General features: G+C 66.4%; 19 protein-coding genes. 6 read left to right on the forward strand and 13 right to left on the reverse strand.

All coding sequences use genetic code 11. The annotated features are described in order from the left end of the window. Positions 1–860: 860 nt before the first annotated feature. From RWP81_RS00110 to RWP81_RS00130, 5 genes are all read right to left on the reverse strand, one after another. Positions 861–2,117 carry an alpha-hydroxy acid oxidase gene (locus RWP81_RS00110; protein ID WP_314451037.1) on the reverse strand — a complete coding sequence of 419 codons (1,257 nt, stop codon included), beginning with the start codon at positions 2,115–2,117 and terminating at the stop codon, positions 861–863. A gap of 61 nt (positions 2,118–2,178) precedes the next feature. Then, positions 2,179–3,609 carry a rhamnulokinase family protein gene (locus RWP81_RS00115; RefSeq protein WP_314451039.1) on the reverse strand — a complete coding sequence of 477 codons (1,431 nt, stop codon included), beginning with the start codon at positions 3,607–3,609 and terminating at the stop codon, positions 2,179–2,181. Next, a complete protein-coding gene (locus RWP81_RS00120) occupies positions 3,606–5,642 on the reverse strand; it encodes a bifunctional aldolase/short-chain dehydrogenase (protein ID WP_314451041.1) in 2,037 nt (678 codons plus the stop codon). Before RWP81_RS00120 ends, RWP81_RS00115 begins: the two co-directional genes overlap by 4 nt. Before the next feature lie 25 nt (positions 5,643–5,667). Continuing rightward, positions 5,668–6,834: an L-rhamnose isomerase gene (rhaI, locus tag RWP81_RS00125; protein ID WP_314451043.1), complete on the reverse strand. Its 1,167-nt coding sequence runs from the start codon at positions 6,832–6,834 to the stop codon at positions 5,668–5,670. Continuing rightward, positions 6,831–7,313 (reverse strand): L-rhamnose mutarotase, encoded by a 483-nt coding sequence (locus RWP81_RS00130; RefSeq protein WP_399540508.1) that lies wholly within the window; start codon positions 7,311–7,313, stop codon positions 6,831–6,833. The genes rhaI and RWP81_RS00130 overlap by 4 nt, the downstream gene beginning before the upstream one ends. A 48-nt stretch (positions 7,314–7,361) precedes the next feature. Here RWP81_RS00130 and RWP81_RS00135 point away from each other — a divergent pair, with 48 nt between their 5' ends. Beyond that, positions 7,362–8,360, forward strand: coding sequence for a LacI family DNA-binding transcriptional regulator (locus RWP81_RS00135; protein ID WP_314451045.1), 999 nt, complete (start codon positions 7,362–7,364; stop codon positions 8,358–8,360). Between the two features lie 63 nt (positions 8,361–8,423). Here the strand turns inward: RWP81_RS00135 and rhaS are convergent, their stop codons facing one another. From rhaS to RWP81_RS00155, 4 genes are read right to left on the reverse strand one after another with little or no spacing between them, the layout of a single operon-like run. Further along, the gene (gene rhaS / locus RWP81_RS00140; RefSeq protein ID WP_314451047.1) at positions 8,424–9,467 is read right to left on the reverse strand and encodes a rhamnose ABC transporter substrate-binding protein; all 1,044 of its coding nucleotides are present in this window, start codon (positions 9,465–9,467) and stop codon (positions 8,424–8,426) included. 38 nt (positions 9,468–9,505) lie between these two features. Next, the gene (locus tag RWP81_RS00145) at positions 9,506–10,570 is read right to left on the reverse strand and encodes an ABC transporter permease (RefSeq protein WP_314451049.1); all 1,065 of its coding nucleotides are present in this window, start codon (positions 10,568–10,570) and stop codon (positions 9,506–9,508) included. Next, a complete protein-coding gene (locus RWP81_RS00150) occupies positions 10,567–11,601 on the reverse strand; it encodes an ABC transporter permease (RefSeq protein WP_314451052.1) in 1,035 nt (344 codons plus the stop codon). The genes RWP81_RS00145 and RWP81_RS00150 overlap by 4 nt, the downstream gene beginning before the upstream one ends. Before the next feature lie 52 nt (positions 11,602–11,653). Next, the gene (locus RWP81_RS00155; protein ID WP_314451053.1) at positions 11,654–13,186 is read right to left on the reverse strand and encodes a sugar ABC transporter ATP-binding protein; all 1,533 of its coding nucleotides are present in this window, start codon (positions 13,184–13,186) and stop codon (positions 11,654–11,656) included. Positions 13,187–13,325: 139 nt separating this feature from the next. On the opposite strand from RWP81_RS00155, the gene RWP81_RS00160 reads away from it, so the two are divergent. After that, positions 13,326–14,336 (forward strand): LacI family DNA-binding transcriptional regulator, encoded by a 1,011-nt coding sequence (locus tag RWP81_RS00160; protein ID WP_314451055.1) that lies wholly within the window; start codon positions 13,326–13,328, stop codon positions 14,334–14,336. Positions 14,337–14,686: 350 nt separating this feature from the next. On the opposite strand, the gene RWP81_RS00165 is transcribed toward RWP81_RS00160, so the two are convergent. The 3 genes from RWP81_RS00165 to RWP81_RS00175 all read right to left on the reverse strand — a co-directional run bounded on the left by RWP81_RS00165 (position 14,687) and on the right by RWP81_RS00175 (position 19,691). After that, entirely contained in the window at positions 14,687–14,824 is a 138-nt protein-coding gene (locus RWP81_RS00165; protein WP_314451056.1) for a hypothetical protein, read from the reverse strand. A 489-nt stretch (positions 14,825–15,313) separates the two neighbouring features. Then, positions 15,314–15,952, reverse strand: coding sequence for a hypothetical protein (locus RWP81_RS00170; protein ID WP_314451058.1), 639 nt, complete (start codon positions 15,950–15,952; stop codon positions 15,314–15,316). A gap of 133 nt (positions 15,953–16,085) precedes the next feature. After that, positions 16,086–19,691, reverse strand: a complete 3,606-nt coding sequence (locus RWP81_RS00175; protein ID WP_314451060.1) for a family 78 glycoside hydrolase catalytic domain — start codon at positions 19,689–19,691, stop codon at positions 16,086–16,088. A 245-nt stretch (positions 19,692–19,936) separates the two neighbouring features. Here RWP81_RS00175 and RWP81_RS00180 point away from each other — a divergent pair, with 245 nt between their 5' ends. The 3 genes from RWP81_RS00180 (at position 19,937) to RWP81_RS00190 (ending at position 20,650) form a co-directional block, all read left to right on the forward strand. Beyond that, positions 19,937–20,089 carry a hypothetical protein gene (locus RWP81_RS00180; RefSeq protein ID WP_314451070.1) on the forward strand — a complete coding sequence of 51 codons (153 nt, stop codon included), beginning with the start codon at positions 19,937–19,939 and terminating at the stop codon, positions 20,087–20,089. 123 nt (positions 20,090–20,212) lie between these two features. After that, on the forward strand, positions 20,213–20,353 hold the full coding sequence (locus RWP81_RS16280; RefSeq protein WP_399540509.1) for a hypothetical protein: 141 nt from the start codon (positions 20,213–20,215) through the stop codon (positions 20,351–20,353). A 51-nt stretch (positions 20,354–20,404) separates the two neighbouring features. Further along, positions 20,405–20,650, forward strand: a complete 246-nt coding sequence (locus tag RWP81_RS00190; RefSeq protein WP_314451062.1) for a hypothetical protein — start codon at positions 20,405–20,407, stop codon at positions 20,648–20,650. Positions 20,651–20,761: 111 nt separating this feature from the next. Here RWP81_RS00190 and RWP81_RS00195 read toward each other — a convergent pair whose 3' ends face one another. Next, the gene (locus RWP81_RS00195; RefSeq protein WP_314451068.1) at positions 20,762–21,295 is read right to left on the reverse strand and encodes a hypothetical protein; all 534 of its coding nucleotides are present in this window, start codon (positions 21,293–21,295) and stop codon (positions 20,762–20,764) included. On the opposite strand from RWP81_RS00195, the gene RWP81_RS00200 reads away from it, so the two are divergent. Beyond that, a complete protein-coding gene (locus tag RWP81_RS00200; protein ID WP_314451063.1) occupies positions 21,263–21,394 on the forward strand; it encodes a hypothetical protein in 132 nt (43 codons plus the stop codon). The genes RWP81_RS00195 and RWP81_RS00200 overlap by 33 nt on opposite strands. Positions 21,395–21,419: the final 25 nt, after the last annotated feature.

A 21,419-nucleotide genomic window follows, 5' to 3' on the forward strand; every position in this document is an offset into this window, starting at 1 on the left:
ACATCGGCCGTGTTCGTCGCAGCGTACCGCCATTCGTCGTCGAGCGGTCCGAGTCCTGCGTTGAGAGCGTGGTCTTCGAATGATTCCTGTAGCCCCGGCAACTTCTGTGCGGTGAAGCGTCGGACAAAACACTCTGTCGTCACGTCTCGGATATGGTCTTCATGTACTGAGTCGAACTGCGTCCGTGCGTGGCAACCGCCGTACGGGTAGCTCCAGGGGAGACGATGCTTCTGTTCGCTAGTGCTTCAGCCTCGGTATGGACGCCGGGAGGAGCATTCTTCGTGAGCCAATGGGACCTCGCGCACGTCGAAAAATCCTCGTCTGGCTCTGACCATTATGTAGCCCTGGTCGCGAAGGCTGGAGGCGTTCTCGATGGCGAGAGGCTGACGAGGTATCTCCCGCCATCCTCCGGTAAGTGACTATGCGTGCGTGGCAATCCGTTCGTGATTCACGGCCTCTCCTTTACCAGCGGACGCAGAGCTGGCAATCGTCGTGCTTGGGTATGTGACTGGCTGTCGCTTGTGACGCCGGTCGTCTGTTGCGGCGAGATGTGGTCCAAAACCCGCCGGAACACCGTCCAGCCGGCAGCCGGCACCGTTTGCGAAGTGGCGGGCCAAGGCCCTCTTGCTCGGGCGATCTCAGTCGATGGCTCCGAACGGCCGCAAACAAGATCAACGGCTGCGTGTGCCTTGATCTGAGAATCCACGACGCGTGGACTGGTTTCGCGAGCCTGGACACTACGTACTGCCCTCGACTCGGCAGTACTAAGGCAGCAAAACTGCCTACGTCAGTAAGCTGACCCAGCGGCGTTATTGGGATGCGCATAAGAAGGCATTCGGGCCCTACGGAGAAGCGAGGGTCTACACCCGCGCGTCGACCGCCTGCGCATCCACCGGCACCAGGCGCGTGAGCTGGGTGACGTGCCGCGGCTCGAGTTCGGCCAGCGACGACACGCCCAGCAGCGTCATCGTGCGTTCGATCTCGCCGCGCAGGATCGCGATCGTGCGGTCGACGCCCTGACGCCCGCCGGCCATCAGGCCGTACAGGTACGCCCGGCCGATGAGCGTGAACTTCGCGCCCAGGGCGATGGATGCCACGATGTCGGCGCCGTTCATGATGCCGGTGTCGACCATGACCGTGGCGTCCTTCCCGACCTCGCGCACGACCTTCGGCAGCAGGTGGAAGGGGATCGGCGCGCGGTCGAGTTGGCGACCGCCGTGGTTGGACAGCACGATGCCGTCGACACCGAGGTCGACCAGACGCGCCGCGTCGGCGACGTTCTGCACGCCCTTCACGACGAGCTTGCCCGGCCACATGCCGCGGATGACGTCGAGGTCGTCGTAGCCGATGGTGGGGTCCATCGCCGCGTTCAGCAGTTCGCCGACGGTGCCGCCGGTGGTGCTCAGCGAGGCGAACTCGAGCTTGGGGGTGGTGAGGAAGTCGATCCACCACCACGGGCGCGGGATGGCGTTGACGATCGTGCCGACGGTGAGCTGCGGCGGGATCGAGAAGCCATTGCGCTTGTCGCGCAGGCGGGCTCCGGCGATGGGGGTGTCGACGGTGAACTGCAGCGTGTCGAACCCGGCCTCGGCCGCGCGCTCGACCAGGCCGTACGAGATGCTGCGGTCCTTCATGACGTACAGCTGGAACCAGTTGCGCCCCACCGGGTTAGCTGCCTTGACGCCCTCGATGGAGGTGGTGCCGAGGGTCGACAGCGTGAACGGGATGCCGGCCGCCGCCGCCGCGGACGCCCCGGCCGTCTCGCCCTCGGTCTGCATCAGACGCGTGAAACCGGTGGGCGCGATCCCGAACGGCAACGCCGAGGGACCCCCGAGGATCTCGCACGTGGTGTCGACGTCGGCCGCCGGGCGCAGGATGTCGGGGTGGAATTCGACGTCCTCGAAGGCGCGGCGGGCGCGGTCGAGCGACAGCTCTCCCTCGGCCGCACCGTCGGTGTAGTCGAACGCCGCCTTGGGGGTGCGGCGCTTGGCGATCGTGCGCAGGTCGGCGATGGTCAGGGCGGCATCGAGGCGGCGCTTGCGCGCGTCGAGCTCGGGCTTCTTGAACTGCATGAGCTCGAGGAGCTCGCCGACTTTGGGGAGCTGACGCTGAACCATGGAGATGCTCTCTTTCGTGTGGTCAGACCACTCGTAGCCCGCTCGCAGAGCGGGAAGGGTTTTAGGAGCGCGGTTCGAAGCGCCGCGGTGGAAAGGCTGCGGCCACACGGGCGCGCAAGTGAGCGAGGGACGCGTCGTCGCCGAGGACGCCGAGCGCCCGCGCCTGCACGAGCACGTTGCCTAGAGCCGTCGCCTCGACGGGCCCGGCAAGCACCGGAAGCCCCGATCGGTCGGCGGTCGCCTGGCACAGCAAGGCGTTCAGTGCCCCACCGCCCACGAGGTGCACGACGTCGATCTCGCGATCTGCGAGAGTCGCGGCCACTCGCAGGGTCGTCGCGAATGCCTGGGCGATGCTCTCGACGATGATCCTCGTGAACATCGGGCGGCTCGATCGACCGGGGGCATCAGACCCGAGCAGGGTCGCGATGCGCGCGGGCATGTCGCCGGGGACGGCGAGTGAGGGGTCGTCGGCATGGAACAGCCGCCCGGGCGCGGGGACAGAACCCGCCGCGGCGAGCAGCCAACCGAGGTCGACGGGCACGCCGTCGGCCTCCGACCACGCCCGCACGGTCTCGCTCAGCAGCCACAGACCGGTGACGTTGTGCAGGAAGCGGATGCGCCCGTCGACGCCGCCCTCGTTGGTGAAGTTAGCCGCGCGCGCAGCATCCGTGACGATGGGCGCCTCAAGCTCGAGGCCCACCAGACCCCATGTGCCGCACGAGATGTAGGCCGCGTTGGGCGACGACATCGGCACCGCGACCACGGCCGAGGCGGTGTCGTGCGAGCCGACGGCCACGACCGGCAGCGAGGCGAACTCAGCGGCGAGGCCCACGGTTTCGCCGGGGTCGACGAGCGGGGGCAGCACGGATAGCGGTATGCACAGCTTTCCGGAGAGCTCGGCGTCCCACTCCCCCGTGCGCACGTCGAGCAGACCCGTCGTCGAAGCGTTCGTTCGCTCGGCGACGCGGCGGCCGGTGAGCCGCTCGGCGAGCAGGTCGGGGATGAGCAGGCTCGTCTGCGTCTCGGCGAGCTGCGCGTCGACCGCGTACTGGTACACCGTGTTGAACGGGAGGAACTGCAGGCCGTTGCGGTGGTATAGCTCCTCGAACGGCACCACTGCGTGCACGGCATCCACCCCGCGCGCGGTGCGCTCGTCGCGGTAGTGGAACGGCTCGGCGAGCAGATCGCCGTCTTCGCCGAGGAGGCCGTAGTCGACGGCCCACGCGTCGATGCCGACGCTCTCGATCGACGGCTCCCGGCGGAGCGCCTCGGCCAGGCCCGCGCGCACTTGGACCCAGAGCTGGTCGATGTCCCAGTGCCACCCGTCTTCGCGCTCGACCGGGCCGTTGGGGAACCGGGCGACCTGTTCGAGCTCGAGCACCCCGTCGCCGACGCGGCCGATCATCACGCGCCCGCTCGTGGCGCCGAGGTCGACGGCGGCGACGACCCGGACGGCGCCGGGCTCCGTCCTGTCGGGGACGGGCGCGCTCATCGCAGGAACGCCGCGGCGACGCCCGAGTCGACGGGGATGTGCAAGCCCGTCGTGCGCGAGAGCTCGGGACCGGTGAGCACGTACACAGCGTCGGCGACGTTCTCGGGCACGACCTCGCGCTTCAGGATCGTGCGGTCGGCGTAGAACTGCCCGAGGTCCTTCTCGTCGACGCCGTAGGTGGCGGCGCGGTTCGCGCCCCAGCCCGCGGCGAAGATCCCCGAGCCGCGCACGACGCCGTCGGGGTTGATGCCGTTGACCCGCACGCCGTACTCGCCGAGCTCGACCGCCAGAAGCCGCACCTGGTGGGCCTGGTCGGCCTTGGTGGCGGAGTAGGCGATGTTGTTGGGGCCCGCGAACACGGAGTTCTTCGACGAGATGTAGATGACGTCTCCCCCCATCTTCTGCGCGATCAGCGCCTTCGCCGCGGCCTTCGAGACGAGGAACGAGCCCTTGGCCATCACGTCGTGCTGCAGGTCCCAGTCCTTCTCGGTGGTCTCCAGCAGCGGCTTCGACAGCGAGAGGCCGGCGTTGTTGACCACGAGGTCGATGCCGCCGAAGGCGAGCACGGTCGCATCGATCGCGGCCTGCACGCCCGCGGCTTCCGCGACGTTCGCGGCCACACCGATCGCGACGTCGGTCGAGCCGAGCTCGGCGGCCACAGCCTGCGCCTTCTCGAGGTCGAGGTCGGCCACGACGACGCACGCCCCCTCGGCGGCGAGACGGGTGGCGATGGCCTTGCCGATGCCGGAGGCGGCACCGGTCACGAACGCGATGCGACCCTGGTGGGTCTGGGGTTTCGGCATCCGCTGGAGCTTGGCCTCTTCGAGCGCCCAGTACTCGATGCGGAACTTCTCGGCATCCGAGATCGGGGCGTAGGTCGAGAGGGCCTCGGCGCCCCGCATGACGTTGATGGCGTTCACGTAGAACTCCCCCGCCACCCGCGCGGTCTGCTTGTTCGCACCGTACGAGAACATGCCGACGCCCGGCACGAGCACGATGAGCGGGTCGGCGCCGCGGATGGCGGGACTGTCGGCGTCGGCGTGCGCGTCGTAATACGCCTGGTAGTCGGCACGATAGGCAGCGTGCCGCTCGTGCAGGCGCGCGATCGACTCCTCCACAGAGGCGTCGGCGGGCAGATCGAGCAGCAGCGGCTTCACCTTGGTGCGCAGGAAGTGATCGGGGCAGCTCGTACCGAGCTCGGCCAGGGCGGGGGCCTTCACGGATGCCAGGTACTCGAGCACCACGTCGGAGTCGCTGAAGTGACCGACCATCGGCTTGTCGGTCGAGGCGAGACCACGGATCGTCGGGGCGAGGGCCGCGGCCTTCACCCGACGCTCGTCGGCGGGCAGCGCCGCGAACCCGTCGCGCACACCCCCGAACGGCTCGGCCGCACCGTGCTCGTCGATGTACCCCTGGGCCGTATCGATGATCCACCGGCTGTTGCGCTCGGCCTCCTCCGACGTGTCCCCCCACGCCGTGATCCCGTGACCGCCGAGGATCGTGCCGATCGCCTGCGGGTTCGCCGCCTTGATCGCCGCGATGTCCAGGCCCAGCTGGAACCCGGGTCGCCGCCACGGCACCCACACGACCTTGTTGCCGAAGATGTTGGCCGTCAGAGCCTCACCGTCGGCCGCGGTCGCGATCGCGATGCCCGCGTCCGGGTGCAGGTGATCGACGTGCGCGGCATCCACGAGTCCGTGCATCGCGGTGTCGATCGACGGAGCGGCGCCCCCCTTTCCGTGCAGGCAGTAGTCGAAGGCGGCGACCATCTCGTCCTCCCGGTCGATGCCCGGATAGACGTCGACGAGCGCGCGCATGCGGTCGAGCCGCAGCACTGCGAGCCCCTTCTCGGTCAGCGTGCCGAGGTCGCCGCCGGACCCCTTGACCCACAGCAGCTCGACCGGCTCACCGGTGACGGGGTCGATGTCGGTGCCCTTGGCGGAGGTGTTGCCGCCGGCGTAGTTGGTGACCTTGGGGTCGGAGCCGAGGCGGTTGCTGCGCGCGACGAGGGCTGCGGCGGTGTCGTTCGTCATGATGTCTCCTTTTCGAGGAACGCGCTCAGGCGCCCCAGCCGGCCTGCGTGCCGCCGACGCGCTCGTCGGCGATGCGGGGCAGGTATCCGGATGCCGCGAACGCGGCCATCGGGTCGGCGGGAAGTCCGCGCGAGGCGCGCCACTCGGCGAGGGCCGGGCGCACGTCGGTGTAGAACGCGTCCATGAGCACGGCGTTGGCCCCCAGCACGTCGTTCGCCCGCTGCGCCGCATCGAGCGCGTCACGGTCGACGAGTAGGGCGCGAGCCGTCATCTCCTGCACGTTGAGCACCGAGCGGATCTGCCCGGGGATCTTGTCCTCGATGTTGTGGCACTGGTCGAGCATGAAGGCCACGTCGGGGTTGTTCAGGCCGCCGCCGCGCACGACCTCCGTGAGGATGCGGAACAGCTGGAACGGGTCGGCCGAGCCGACGATGAGGTCGTCGTCGGCGTAGAAGCGGGAGTTGAAGTCGAACGAGCCGAGCTTTCCGAGGCGCAGCAACTGCATGACGATGAACTCGATGTTCGTGCCGGGCGCGTGGTGACCGGTGTCGAGGCACACCATCGCCTTGTCGCCGAGGGCGGCCACCTGGGCGTACGAGGTCCCCCAGTCCGGAACGTCGGTGTGGTAGAACGACGGCTCGAAGAACTTGTACTCCAGAACCAGGCGCTGGTCGTCTCCGAGCCGCGCGTAGATTTGCTGCAGTGAGTCCTGAAGGCGATCCTGTCGGCCGCGCATGTCGTTCTGTCCGGGGTAGTTCGACCCCTCGGCGAGCCAGATCTTCAGGTCGCGGGAGCCCGTGGCATCCATCACGTCGATGCACGCGAGGTGGTGGTCGATGGCCTTGCGGCGGATGCGCTCATCGTGGTGCGTGAGGGCGCCGAACTTGTAATCCTCGTCCTGGAAGGTGTTCGAGTTCACCGTGCCGAGGCTGACGCCGAGGTCTTCGGCGTGGCGGCGCAAGGCGCCGAAGTCGTCGACGAGGTCCCACGGGATGTGCAGCGCGACGCTCGGCGCCAGAGCGGTTAGACGGTTCACCTCGGCGGCGTCCGCGATCTTCTCGAACGGGTCGCGCGGAGTGCCGGCGGTGGGGAACACGCGGAAGCGCGTGCCGGAGTTGCCGAAGGCCCACGAGGGCAGCTCGATGGCCTGCCCCTCCAGGGTCGCGAGGATCTCGGGGCGGAGAGTGGTCATGAGCGGGCGCCTTCGGTCGGGACGGATGCCGCGGAGCCGGCCTCCGAAACGGGGGATGCCGCGGATGCGGCACCGGAGCGGGGGGATGCCGACGACCCCGCGTTCGCGAGCTGGTCGGCGAGGTGGAAGATCTCGGTGAGGGCGGTGGCGGCCTGATCGGGTCGCCCCCCGAGGTCGAGGAAGAAGGGCGCCATCTCGGCCTCCCACGCGGCCGCGATGGGCGAGGCGGCGAGGTAGGCCTGCGCGGCTGCGTCGTCGTCGGTCTCGTAGTAACCGACCAGACGACCCCCCTCTCCCAGGAACAGCGAGTAGTTGCGGCGACCGGCGGCGGCGATCTCGGCGAGCATGTCGGCGCGGACGGGCATGTGCCGGGCGACATACTCGTCGATCAGCTCGGGCCGGATGCGCAGCTCGAAGCAGACGCGCGTGGTCGGTGCGGTCATCGCGGGGTTCTCTTCCTCGAGAATGAATCGTTTCATAGTACGATAGCACACGCGGAGCGGACACTGCGATATGGTCGGCAGATCATGGCGGTCAAGATCAGCGACGTCGCAACGCATGCCGGTGTCTCCGTCGGCACCGTGTCGAACGTCCTGAACGGACGCGCCACGGTCTCCGAATCGGCAGCCGCACGCGTGCGCGCATCGATAGACACCCTCGGATACGTGCGCAATGACGCCGCACGGCAGCTGCGCGCCGGTCGTAGCCGAACGATTGCTCTGATCGTCCTCGACGTGGGAAACCCGTTCTTCGCCGCCGTGGCACGCGGAGCCGAGGCGAGGGCCGCAGCCGACGGGTTCGTCGTGCTCCTGGGCTCCAGCGGCGCCGACGTCGACCACGAGCGCCTCTACCTTGACCAGTTTCGCGAGCAGCGGGTCGCCGGAGTCCTGCTCACCCCGGCCGAGGCTGACAGCGACGTGGCGGAGCGTCTGGTCTCTGCCGGTATCCCCCTCGTGCTCGTCGACGAGCAGACTGCGCGCGACGAGGTCTGCACGGTATCGGTCGACGACGTCGAGGGCGGACACCTCGCGGTGTCGCATTTGCTGGACGCGGGCCATCGCCGCATCTGCTTCGTCGGGGGTCCGCTGACCACGCGCCAGGTCGCCGACCGTCTCGCCGGCGCGCGTCGCGCCGTCGCCGAGGTCGCCGATGCGGAGCTCGACGTGATCGAGACCGACGCGATGACGGTACTCGCGGGCCGGGCCGCGGGGGAACGCCTGCGAGGGGGAGCACGGCGGCCCCGCGCCGTCTTCGCCGCCAACGATCTGCTCGCCGTGGGCATCCTGCAGGCACTGACCATGCTCGGCGACGTGCGCGTCCCCGAGGACATCGCCCTGGTCGGGTACGACGACATCGACTTCGCCTCGGCCACCGTGGTGCCCCTCACCTCGGTCCGTCAACCGGCAGAGGCCCTCGGTTCCACGGCGGTCGACCTGCTCCTGAGCCAGCTCGCCGGAGAGCTGCCCGCGACGGAGCGACACGTACGGTTCCGACCGGAGCTCGTCGTCCGCGACTCGAGCCCCTGACGCTGGGCCGACCAAACCCCGGCCACCGCGAAAGCAGCCGGGGTCGGTCAATGGTCGGGCCGATCAGAAATCGAACTCGGCGATGTTCGACGCGTCGAACACGAACGGGTCGCCCAGCAACACGGTCGCGTCGGCGCCGACCGTGAACTCACCGAGTTTTCCCGCCTCGAACGAGTCGCCCTCAGCACCGGTGATGGTGCCGTCGATGAGGGCCTTCGTCGCGTACGCGCTCAGGTAACCAAGGTCGGCCGGGTTCCACAGCGCGAACGCGGTGATGGTGCCGTCCTGGACGTACTCGCGCAACTGGTTCGGCGTGCCGAGACCGGTGAGCGCAACCTTGCTCTTGAACTCCGAGGTCGACAAGTAGCGACCGGCGGCGGCGATGCCAACCGTGGTCGGCGACACGATGCCTTTGAGGTTCGGGTAAGTCTGCAGCAACGCCGCGGTGCGGTCGAACGACGTCTGGTCGTCGTCGTCGCCGTAGACGACGTCGACGAGCTCGATGTTCGGGTGGTTGGCAGCGAGGTCTTCCTTCATCAGGTCGATCCAGGTGTTCTGGTTCGTGGCGTTGGCCGCAGCGGACAGGATCGCCACCTGCCCGGCGTCGCCGATCTGCTCGGCGATCAGGTCGACCTGCGCCTTCGCAATGCCCTCGGCGGTCGCCTGGTTGATGAAGAGGTCGCGGCACTGCGCGTCGGTGTCGGAGTCGAAGGTCACAACCTTGACGCCGGCGCTGCGCGCCTCGTCGAGCGCGTCGCAAATGGCCGTGGGGTCATTGGCCGAGATGACCAGGCCGCCCACACCTTGCTGCGCAGCGGTCTGGATGTACTGGACCTGCGAGGTCGGGGTCGCCTCGCTCGGGCCGACCTGCTCGAACGTGCCGCCGAACTCCGTGATTGCCTCTTCGCCGCCCGTGTTCGAGGTCTCGAAGTACGGGTTGCCGAGGTTCTTGGGCAGGAACGTGATGGCGAGGTTGCCGCCATCGCCGCCGCCGGCGGCGTCTCCTCCTCCGCTGCCGCCGGAGCATCCGGTGGCGACGAGGGTGACGGCGAGGGCCACTGCGGCGGCGGCTGTGCCGATGCGGGTCTTGCGGGTGAATGCGAACATCGTTGTTTCCTTTCGTGGTGCGGGTGAGTCGGTGCAGGTCAGACGATCGCCAGGTCGGCCGCGGAGCGCGCGCTCTTCCTCTTGCCGGTGGCGGCGGCCCGTCGGGACTGCACCCAGGCGATGAGGCTGGCAGATACCACCGAGAGCACGAGGAGCAGCCCGGTGATGACGTTGATGATGTCGCTGGTGACGCCGGCGAGCCGCAGGGCGCTGCCGAGGGTCCCGATGAGCAGCACGCCGGCGATCACGCCGTGCAGAGCGCCACGTCCGCCGAAGATCGACACGCCGCCGAGCAGGACTGCGGCGATGATCTGCAGCTCCATGCCCATGGCGTTCTCGCCGCGGGCGTTGCTGTAGAGGAGCGTGAAGTAGACGCCGGCGAAGCCCGACACCGCGCCGCTCATGACGAAGAGGATGAACTTTGTACGGCCGACGTCGATGCCCGAGAACTGCGCCGCTTCTTTGTTAAGGCCGATCGCGTACAGCGAGCGCCCGAACGGGGTGAGGTGCAGCAGGACCGCGAAGACGATCGCCAGGATCGCGAACGGGATCATGATCAGCGGCAGTGGGGTTCCGGGGATGTTGGCCTTGGCCAGGTCGGTCCACGTCTCGGGGAACTCCGTCACCGCCTCCGTGCCGAGCAGGCCCACCGCGATACCGCGGAACAGGGCGAGGGTGCCGATGGTGACGGCCAGCGACGGCAACCCCACCACGGTGACGAGGAAGCCGTTGACCGCCCCCGCGGCGACGCCGACGACGATCGCGGCCGCGGCGGCGAGCTCGAACGGCCAGCCCGACTGCGTCAGCACGCCCACGGTGACGCTGGACAGGCCGACGATGCTCGCGACCGAGAGGTCGATCTCCTCGGTGATGATGATGAGTGTCATCGGCAGCGCGATCAGCAGGATCGGCGCGATGTCGCGCAAGAGGTACGTGACGGTCAGCGGGCTGTCGAAGTTGCGGACGCTCGCCAGCGACACGACGATCACGAGCAGCAGGATGCCGATGATGGCCGCCTCGCGCGTTAGCACGGCGCGGCGCCAGAACGGGCGGGCGTGGGCCCGGTAGGTGCGGGCGCGTTCGTCGACGGTGGTGGAAGTCATCGACCCGTCTCCCTCTCTGCGGTGAGCTTGCGGGACTGCCGGACGGCCAGGACGCGATCGAGCACGATGGCGCCGAGGATGAGCGCGCCGACGACGGCCCGCTGCCAGAAGTCGTCGATGCCGAGGATCGGCAGGGCGCGGTTGATGGTCAGCAGCAGGTACGCGCCTATGGCGGCACCCCACACCGTGCCGACGCCACCCGAGATCGCCACACCGCCGATTACGGCGGCGCCGATGGCCTGTAGTTCCCAGCCGAAGCCGGCGTTGGAGGCGACGGTGCCGTACCGGGCGGCGTAGAGCACACCGGCGAGGCCCGCGAGGGCGCCGCTGGTTACGAACGCACCGATGATGCGGCGATTGACCTTCAGGCCGTAAAGGTGCGCTGCGGCCGGGTCGGAGCCGATCGCGTAGAGCTCGCGGCCGCTGCGGAGGTTGCGGAGGTACCAGGCGGCGGCGATGAGCACCACGACGGCGAGGATCGTCAGCAACGGGATGCCGAGGACCTGGCCCGTGCCGAGGCCGCGAAAGTCCGCCGGCAGGTCGGAGGCGTTGACGCGGTTGCTCCCGGCCCACGCGACGTTGATGCCGCGGTAGATGTACATGGTGCCGAGCGTGATGACCAGCGCGGGCACCTTGGCGTAGGCGACGAGGGCGCCGTTGATAAAACCGAGGACGCCGCCGACGACGATGCCCGCGATGAACACGACGATGAGGGGCAGGCCGGGCACGTCGATGAAGAGACGACCGGTCAGATAGGCCGTGAGACCGACGACCGAGCCCACCGAAAGGTCGACGTTGCGGGTGATGATGACGATTGCCTGACCCACGGCGACGAGCAGCAGCAGTGACGGGGTGAGCAGGAGGTCGCGGAACCCGTCGGAGGAGAACAGGAACGTGGGGTTGTTGATGGTCGCGACTACGATGACGAGCGCCAGGGCGAGCACGATGCCGCTCTCGCGCGCCGCGGCGACGTGCGAGACGAACTTGGCCGCGGGGCTGGTGCCCGGGCGGACGGGGGTGGCGGTACTCATCGGAGGCCCTCCGTTTCAGTGGTGATCGGGGTGTGCGGATGACGCATGACGCTCACAGCGATGCCCCCGCCTCGGCGGTCGCCGCATACATGACGGCCTCGGGGGTAGCATCCGCTCGGGCAAACTCGCCCGTCAGCCGCCCCTCCCGCATGACGAGCACGCGGTCGGCCATGCCGAGCACTTCCGGCAGCTCGCTGGAGATCATGAGGATCGCGAGTCCCTGCTGCGCGAGTTCGGAGAGTAGGCGGTGCACCTCCGACTTCGTGCCCACGTCGATGCCGCGGGTGGGCTCGTCGACGATGAGTACCTTCGGCTGGGTGGCGAGCCATTTGCCGATGACGACTTTCTGCTGGTTGCCGCCGCTGAGGGTGCCCGCGGTGGCATCCAGTGCCGCGGTCTTTACCTCGAGTCGGCTTGCCCATTCGCGCGCGGCCCGGTTCTCATCGGACGAGCGCAACAGGCCCCAGCGGGAGAGCTTCGTGCGGATGGCGAGGGTGATGTTGCGCGACACCCCCTCGTCGAGCACCAGCCCCTGCTTGCGCCGATCCTCGGGGACGAGGGCGAGACCGCGCGCCGTGGCCCGGCGCACGTCGCCTTTCGGGAGCGCGGCGCCGCTCAGGCGAACGGTGCCCGACTCGTACGGGTCGACACCGAAGACGGCGCGCGCGACCTCACTGCGGCCGGCGCCGACGAGACCGGCGAGGCCCACGATCTCTCCCGCGCGCAACGAGAACGACACGTCGCGGAAGACGCCCTTGCGGGTGAGTCCCTCGACCTCCAGGACGACCTCGCCGGGCGTGGAAGGGAGCTTAGGGAACAGCTCGGTGACGTCGCGGCCGACCATCTGGCGCACGAGGTCGTCGACGCTCGTGTCCGCCAGGGGCGTGGTGTGCACGTACGCCCCGTCGCGCATGACGGTGACGGTGTCGCAGAGAGCAAAGACCTCGTCGAATCGATGCGAGATGAACAGTAGCGCGCGACCCTCGTCGCGCAGACTCCGGGCCACGGCGAACAGACGTTCGACCTCGACGCCGCTGAGCGCCGCAGTGGGCTCGTCCATGATGAGCACACCCGCGTCAAGTGAGATGGCTTTAGCGATCTCGATGATCTGCTGGTCGGCGATCGACAGTCCCTCGGTCACTCGATCAGGGTCGAGGGCGACGCCGAGGCGCTCGAAGATCCGCGTGGCCTCCTCGCGCATGGCGGCACGGTCGATGCGCCCCAGGGGTCCGGTGGGCTGTCGGCCCATGAAGATGTTCTCGGTCACCGACAGATCGGGAAAGAGCGTCGGCTCCTGATAAATGACGGCGATGCCGGCGGCCTTGGACTGCGCCGTGCTGACGAAGTCGACGCTCTCTCCGTCGAGCAGGAACTCGCCGTCGTCGCGGCGGTAGAGGCCAGCGATGATCTTGACGAGGGTGGACTTGCCAGCACCGTTCTCGCCAATCAGTGCGTGGATCGAACCACCGTCGAGCACGAGGCTCCCCGAACGTAGAGCGACCACGGGCCCAAATGATTTCATCACGCGATGCAGTTCGAGAGCGTGCTCGGGCGCACCGGATCTTCCAGGCGTAGTGCCGGCCATGGGAGCCTCCCCGTCGAGGTTCAAACCGGTCACCCGGCAATCTGAATCGTTTCAGTTTTCTCAGTGTAGGCTGATGGGGACGGCGCGGTCAAGTCGCGTCATTGCTAAGAGCCTGATCGCGGCGAGACGGGGGGAGTCTGTGTCTATCAGCATCCGTGACGTCGCTGTCCTGGCCGGCGTCTCGGTTGGAACCGTCTCGAACGTGTTGAATAAACCGACGGCAGTGTCGCCGCGATCCGCCCGTCGCGTAAATGAAGCCATAGAACAGCTTGGGTACGTACGCAACGGTGCCGCTCGCCAATTGCGAGCAGGACGTAGCACAACAGTGGGGTTCGTCGTCCTGGATGGACGGAACCCCTTCTTCGCGGACATCCTCGGTGGAGCTGAGGTGGAGGCAGGCAGGAACGGCCTCTCGCTTCTGCAAGCGAACAGCAACGAAGACGCAACCCGAGAAGCCTCATACATCGATCTATTCGATCAGCAGCTCGTGCGAGGGCTTCTAATTGCCCCGTTCAGTGATGTCACGGCACGCTTGCAAAAGCTCCGAAATCGCGGCATACCCAGTGTGCTTGTTGATCGGTACTCAGGTGACGCCGAGTTCTCATCCGTCTCCGTAGACGGCGTCGCAGGAGGCAAACTCGCCATTGACCACCTGCTGACGGTAGGTCGTAGACGACTTGCGTTCGTCGGGGGAGGGTTTGACATACGGCAAGTCAACGACCGCCTAGCGGGGGCACGAAGCGCTGTGGACAACAGCGGTACACAAGCGACCCTAGAAGTTATTCCGACCCGATCTCTCACGGTAGCGGAAGGGGCCAAGGCGGGTCGCAGGATTATGGGCCGGCGAGCGAGCGAGCGCCCTGATGGTATTTTCGCCGCCAACGACTTGCTTGCGCTTGGGCTATTGCAGAGTTTCACTAGCGACGGGCGGGTGGCCGTGCCACGAGACATCGCCCTGGTTGGCTTCGATGACATCCCCTTTGCGGCCGCCGCTGCGGTGCCCGTGACATCTATTCGGCAACCCGGCGAGCTCTTGGGGCAGACTGCGATGAGGATGCTGTTGGATGAGGCGGATATGCGAGACGCACCCACGAAACAGACAGTGTTTACCCCACAACTCGTGGTGCGGGATTCGACCCAGGCAAGCTGAACTGGGGAGCTACTCGCGTCGGCGGCGGGGGTGCCGCGAGTCGCCCTTCCTCGCGTGCAAGGTTGAGTGCGGCTGTGTACCGGCGGTGCCTCCAGAAGAGGGCGACCATGGAGGACGAGACCGAGCAGGACCAGCAGCTGCAGGACGGGGATCTCCCACGGCGGGGTGTCCACCGAATGCGGGGCGACACCCGCCGTTCCGCCGATGACGAGGCTGGCGTGGCCGGTGTTCTCGACGGTGAAGGAGGTGCGAGCCGAGCCCGGGCGGAACGGTTTCCACGACATGCCGTAACCCGTGTTGATCTCCGTGACGGCGAAAGAGGGGGGCGACATCGCCCGTCACACGCGTCATCACCCGGAACCCGACCCGCTCTCCACCCCGGCCTCGGAGCCGCAGGCGTCGGTCGGCGAGACGGACGCGGCGATGCCCGCCGCAAGGTCGTCCGGGACGGCGCCCTCGGGGACGGTGGTGAAGGGCACGACCGCCATGGCGTTGGGGCGACGGTGACTGCGTCGGGGTGGTCGATCCACCGACCCGCGTCGACGGACTCACGGTCGGACGACGGTATGTTGAAGCGCCCGTTGTCGGGGTAGCAGCCGTCGGCCACCGAGAGCGCGCGAAGGTGACCTCGGTGCAGCTGAGATTGTGCACCGCGAGGAAGTCCCCTTGGAGGCCCCGGGGTCGAGATCCTGCTGAATAACGCCGCAGTTGTCGGCGCCCGACGCGTTGGCTGGGGTGACCGACCAGGTGATGTCGTCGGGCGAGGCGGAGTGCGCGGCGGGCATATCCAGCAACATCGCCGCGATGAGGGTCGTGACGGCGATCGCCATGCGATCAAAGAAGGACGCGTCTTAAACATGCGGCTGCATCACCATGCCTGGCCGTCATTGATCGCGACGTCCTTGTCGCTCAAGCAAACCGTGGGCCGAGCCCTGTCGAGGACTCGGCCCACGAATGTTGAGCTCACGCGGGGCGGCTCAGAATGCGTCCTCGAACAGCGACAGGGTCAGCTTCGAGGTGTACGCACCCGGGTTGACACCCGCGTTGGTCTTCAGCACCAGGGCGGCGTCGGCCGTCCACGACGACTCCCCGCCGACCTTCACGGCCGCCGACTCCAGCGCCGTGTACAGCAGCTCCTGGTCGACGAGGCCGACCGCGTCCTCACCGGTGTCCTCGGAGGTGCCGACGGGCTCACCTTCGGTCACCAGGCCGGCGTCGCCGCCGTCGACCAGCCGGGGGGTCCATCCGAGGTGGTCGGGCGAGATGGTGGCGCCGTTCGGGCCGGTGAAGGCCGACGCCTGACCCACGACGTACCAGAAGTGGTCCGCCGGGATGTCTTCCACATCGCGGGTGTCGGTGACGGTGACCGTCGGCAGGGCACCATCGAACTGACGGACCTCGGGGTCACCGGATGCCACCTCCGCCAGCGTGGAGGACGTACCGGCCACCGTTAGGCTGAGGCTTCCGGGGCCGACGACAGGCGCGATCTGGACGTTGACATCGACGTCCTCGTCGCCAACCTCGGCCGCGGACGCAGCGCCAGCCGTTCCGATCAGCAGCAGACCGCCCGCGGCAGCCACGGCGATACGCGCAACGGCATCCTTGGAAAACTTCATTCTGTACTCCGTTTCTCCGCTCGATATCGACGTCGAACGATTGGCAAGTTCAGTGGACATCCCGGCTCCGACCGCGAGTGGGATAGTGAGAATGAGGTGGGGGGCAACGTAGCCGCCTCCCACCTCATCGCTCTCAGTTCTGCGACTTATACGGCGCTTCGACGGTCGACGTGGTCTTCTTCCCGTCGATGGTTGCCGTAGCCGTTACCGTGGCCTTCCCTGCAGGAATCGTCGTCTTCGCGGAATTGATGGCCGCACTAACCGTCTGGTTCGGCCGGACGTCGGTGAAGGTTTTCTTCCCGTACGCCGTGACAATGTCGATCTGCGCCGGCATCGCTGAACGGTTGACCGCGGTGACAGTCACATATGCCTTTCCGCCGATCTTGCGAGTAGAGGCAGTGGCGTCGACCTTGACAGTGGAAGCGGGCGTCTGAACGGTGAAATCGTACGTTCCGGAGCCAACCTCGACCGAAAGCCGACCGTTGGCGAAGGAGACAGATTTGACCCCAGGCGCGTTCGCAACGTCAACGCCGCTTTCGCGCACTAGCTGCTCGCTACTGGCAGGGATGACAATCGTCGATGAGGTGTTGGCGGGGATTGTGGCCATGAGACGCAGAGAGCCGTCTTGTGCAACGCTCCAATCCGAAGCGAGCTTGCCGTAGGAGGTGTCGAGCGACCCCTTCCCACTTGTGAGACCGCCGCCGATGGAGGGCGCAACACGAGATTTCTTGTAACCAGCCTCAACCGCTTGCAGGCCGCCGATCTGCTGGTACATCCAGTTGCCCACGGCGCCATAGGCGTAGTGGTTGAAGGAGTTCATCGACACGTCACCGAAATCGCCGTTGGGGAGGATCGAGTTCCATCGTTCCCACATGGTCGTTGCACCCGTGGCAACCTCGTAGCCCCAGGATGGGTACGTCGTGGTGTTGATCATCCGGTAAGCGAGGTCGTCTCGACCGATCGCGGTCAGCGCGGGGAGCAACTGCGGTGTGCCAACGAAGCCCGTGGTGAGATGGAAATCGGTGCGTTCGAGTTTCTCGATGAACTTCTGCCCGACTTTCGCCTTCAAGGAGGGGTCCTGGATCAGGTCGAACCCAAGCGCAAGAGCGTATCCAGTCTGCGCTCCGCCTTGAACGGTGCCGTCTGCGGACACATAGGCTTTAACGAACTCCTGCTCGATGCGGTCCGACAGTGCTGCCCACTCCCTTGCCTCATCGGTCTTCCCGATGGCCGCTGCCATTTCCGACATCATCTCGGCGTCCTCGGCATAGTAAGCCGTACCCAGAACGGGAATGGGAGTCGGGTCATCCAGATTGAGCCAGTCCTGTGAGAACCATGTGGCTCGACCAGTCTCGAGAAGGTCATCTCCAGCGCTTGCTCTCACGAAGGAGAAGAACTCCGTCATGGTGTCCCAGTTGTCCCGGATGATGCTCTGGTCGTCCGAGGACTCCCACACTGCGTGCGGGACAGTGATCGCGGCGTCCGACCAGGCGATGCCTGTCTCACCGAACGCGCGGTTCGGCGGGAAGGGTATGACACTCGGCAAGTTGCCGTCGTCATACTGAGCATCCCGAACATCGGTCATCCATTTGCCCAAGAAGGCACGAGTGTCCTTGAGGTAGCTCGCTGTGGGTGCGAACAGTCCGATGTCACCCGTCCAACCGAGTCGCTCGTCTCGCGCCGGTGTGTCGGTCGGGATGGAGACGAAGTTTCCTCGCTGTCCCCAGCTGATGTTACTTCCCAGCTTGTTGAGCAACTCGCTGGATGTTGACAACGTTCCGGTGTCGGGGAGGTCAGATTCCCACACCTTGCCTTTCACGTCATTCAAGCCGGGGGCAGTTCGAGCGCCCGAGACTTCGATGTAGCGGAAGCCGTGCTGAGTGAACCGAGGCTCGTAGGTGATCGCACCGTCGGTAGCGAATGTGTAGTAGTCGGTGGCGTCTGCGCTGCGCAGGTTCGCGGTGTAGAGGGAGCCGTCTTTGTTCAGCTCCTCACCGTGACGAATGCGAATACGGTCTCCCGCGCGGCCTGTGACGGTCACGGCGGCCACGCCGACCATGTTCTGGCCTACGTCATAGATAAAAACGCCGGGCGACGGTTCGGTTCGGTTGACGGTGCTCAACACCTGGGTCTCGCGCACAGGTTCGTCAGGCTGTGGGGTCAGAACGCTCGTGCTCGAGTCAATTACACGCACGGGGCCCCAGCCGGTTGAGTCAAACCCGGGACTGTTCCACCCGCTCTGTTCGGCGCGCGCGTCGTAGTTCTCCCCATCCTGCAGGTCCGCTTGGCGGAAGGCGCTCTTACCCGATGTCCAGGTGTTGTCCGTGCTGATCCACTCACTGCGACCGTCTGCGTAGTCAAGACGGATCTTCGCGATCAACGCCTTGTCGGCTCGCTTACCGTATTGTTCGCGCCAGTCCAGCCCGATGGTTCCTGCCCACCAACCGTCGGAAACGATCGCTCCGACGGTGTTTGCCCCCGGCTTCAGGAGCTTGGTGACGTCGTATGTTTGCGACTGGATGCGGGTGCGATAGTCGGTCCATCCGGGTGCGAGCTTCTGGTCGCCGACGGTCTGACCGTTGATGGACATCTCATAGACACCGTGCGCTGAAGCATAAACTCGTGCGCTCACGAGTCCGTCCCGGACAGTGAGGTCCTTACGGAAAGCCGGCATGTTGCTCGAGTCGGAGACCGGTAAAGCCTCAACCGCCCCCGAGACCACGAGCTTTCCAGCGTCGACGACCCCAGCAGTCAGGGGGTTGTCGTCGAAAGATGTTTTGAGGAGTGACTTACCATCAGCCGCAGTGACGGTCAGGTCGTCGATTCGCGCTGATGTGTTGTCGATGGGGTGGGTTCGGACACCAACGAATCCTGCAGGGAAGGTTCCATCCGTGCGGTCATCGACCTGGACGCCATCGAGCGTTGTGACGAATCGGTTGCCAGTTGCCGTGATCTCGAGCTTGTGCGTGCCGGACCTGAGGGTCGTCGCTGTTATGCCGAAGCGTGAAAGATCCACCTCGCCGAGGAGGGAGTATGAGCCTCCCCGGGTGATGTGTGGACGCAGTAGCGCTCGATCGCCGCTCAGCATCAGCTGCCACATGTAACCATTGCTTGTATCGCTTGCGCGTACAAACATGCCGAACGCCCCGCGCTCGATTGTGAAGTTTGTTGTAGCCGTGTAGTCCCGCCAAGACTGCCAGTCTGGCTTCGAGCCGTCCGCGATCCAGGACGCGCCTGACCATGCAGTGGGGCCGGAAAGGCCGGTCTCGAAGATCGCAGGCGCGCTGTAGCTGGATACCGCTCCGGCACCGTCCCAGGTCCGCACACTCCAGAAGTACTGTCTATTTGATTGCAGATCAGGTCCGCCGTAGGCAATTCCTACCTGGTCGTCGCCGCTGACTTTGCCCGAATCCCACACGTCGGAACCGTTCGGTGAGGTACCGACGATCACCTGGTAGGCAGTTTGAGTAACGCCTCGCTGAGGTGAAGATGTGATCCATCCAAAGGTTGGATCCGAGGTCGGCAATCCCACCGGGTCGGTTCGGCCATTCACTTTGAGGTCCCGGACATTGGTGTTCGACGAGACTTCGACGGCGAACGCTGATGGGGCGACGAGCGCACTTGCTATCAAAGCGGAGCCCATTAAGGCAGCAGTCAGCTGCATCGAACGTAGGCCGAATTGCATGCTTCCTGGCCTCTTCTTGGCAGTCGTCGACTGGACTGAGTTGGGGTTCACCATCGAACCTTCCTTTCGCGCTTCATCACACCTGGAGATCTGGCAGGGCAGCCAATACGTGAGCGTACGGCATTTTGATACGTTTCAGAAGCAGATTTCAGGCGCCTTCCAGGATGAGCGACCTTGACCCGGCGGGGCTCATAGGGGTCTCGCTTGCCAGCACCGTCAGCACTGGCTACGCAGCGCCCTCTGCGACGACCCCGTCACCGGTGAGCCGGTGAAGCTGCTGTGGGTGAAGGGCTCGGGCGGTGATCTGGGCACGCCTCATCGAGGAGGGCCTTGCCGTCCTGCGCCTCGACCGCATGCGCGCCCTCGTAGACGTGTACCCGGGTATCGACCGCGAAGACGAGATGGTCGCGGCATCCGGTTCCTCCAAAACGTCGCTGGCCTGTGGCTCCTGAGCGAGACCGTACGGGCGTGGTCCGAGGCCGACGACCCCTCCCTCGCGGCACCCGGCGACATGCCCGCGCGCATCGCGGCGGTGCTCGGGTGCGACGCTCCCGGTCAATCGCGCCGGTCTCCCCGTGCTCGCCGGGCCCATCGAGGTCTCGGCGCTGGGCAACGTGCTCGTGCAGGCCCGGGCGCTCGGCACGTTCGGGCCGGAGGCCTCGCTCGCCGACCTGCGTGCCCGTGTGGCCGCAGCGTTCCCTCCGCGGCGTTTCTAACCACGACCCTGCGCCCCTTCCTGCGTCCGGCGGCCGATGTCGACACTTCTTGTGAGGTCCCCGGCTGGCCTGGTGTTCATCCAGATGGGGTTGACCGGGATCGCCGAGGCCGTGCGCCGTTCGAGCACTTCGCCGGTCCGTAGCGACGTCGGCGAATTGCACCGCCGCTACCTCTGGCTCATGCTCGACGCGCTCCGCGTGCATCCGCACGAGGCGTCACCGCTTCCTGTTCCCGCTCTGACCAGCGGGCAGACTCAGCGTCTGCTCGCTGGACGAGCCGCTCAACCCGCGGGCTAACCCACAGACCCCAAGCCACGGCGGTCGCGGTGAGGCGGGCGAGTACATGCGTGCTCAATGCGACCAGATCGGGCGACGAAGCCCGCTCTTCGGCGTCGTGGTTCGGGGCGGTCACCGTGCGGGTCGCACACGCGAAAGGGTCGGGGTTACGCCGGCAGCTGAGGTTTGAGTATCAGCCGATATCGCGAGCAGGATGAGGTTGTCAGCGCTGGAGGTTCCCGGATCGGCCGTGTAGGTGGTGATGGAGATGTGCGGGTCTCCCGGGAGGGCGAAGTCGTTATAGGTGACGTCCAATGTGCCGGCGACGGGATGGTTGATGATCTTGCGGCCGCGGAGGTGACGATGCACGTTGTGCTTCGCCCACCGCTGCCGGAAATCGCTACTCAAGGTGGACAGCTCACCCACGAGCTCGGTGGTCTTCTGATCAAGCGGGTCCCGACCCGCCGTCGCGCGAAGTACGGCGACGCACAGGTCGCGGGCATCGTCGAGGTTGGTGTAGTACTCGGTGGCACGACTGTCGAGGAAGGCGAATCGGGCGAAGTTGGGCTGCTGACTTGTGTCGAACAGAGGGCTGTAGAGGGCTCGCCCTAACGCGCAATCGAAGATCTGGACATGAGCACGTTCAAGCCGTACTACCCCGAGTATCTCAAGCGTCCCGAGGACGAGTTCGGTGACGAGCTTGTCGAATGGCTGGAGCGATACGCAAATGGCAACGGGCGTGAGGAACGGATCGGTGACAACTGATCGTTAGTGCCGGGAGGCGCTGGCG

Source organism: uncultured Microbacterium sp. (genome assembly GCF_963521695.1).
Taxonomy (GTDB): domain Bacteria; phylum Actinomycetota; class Actinomycetes; order Actinomycetales; family Microbacteriaceae; genus Microbacterium.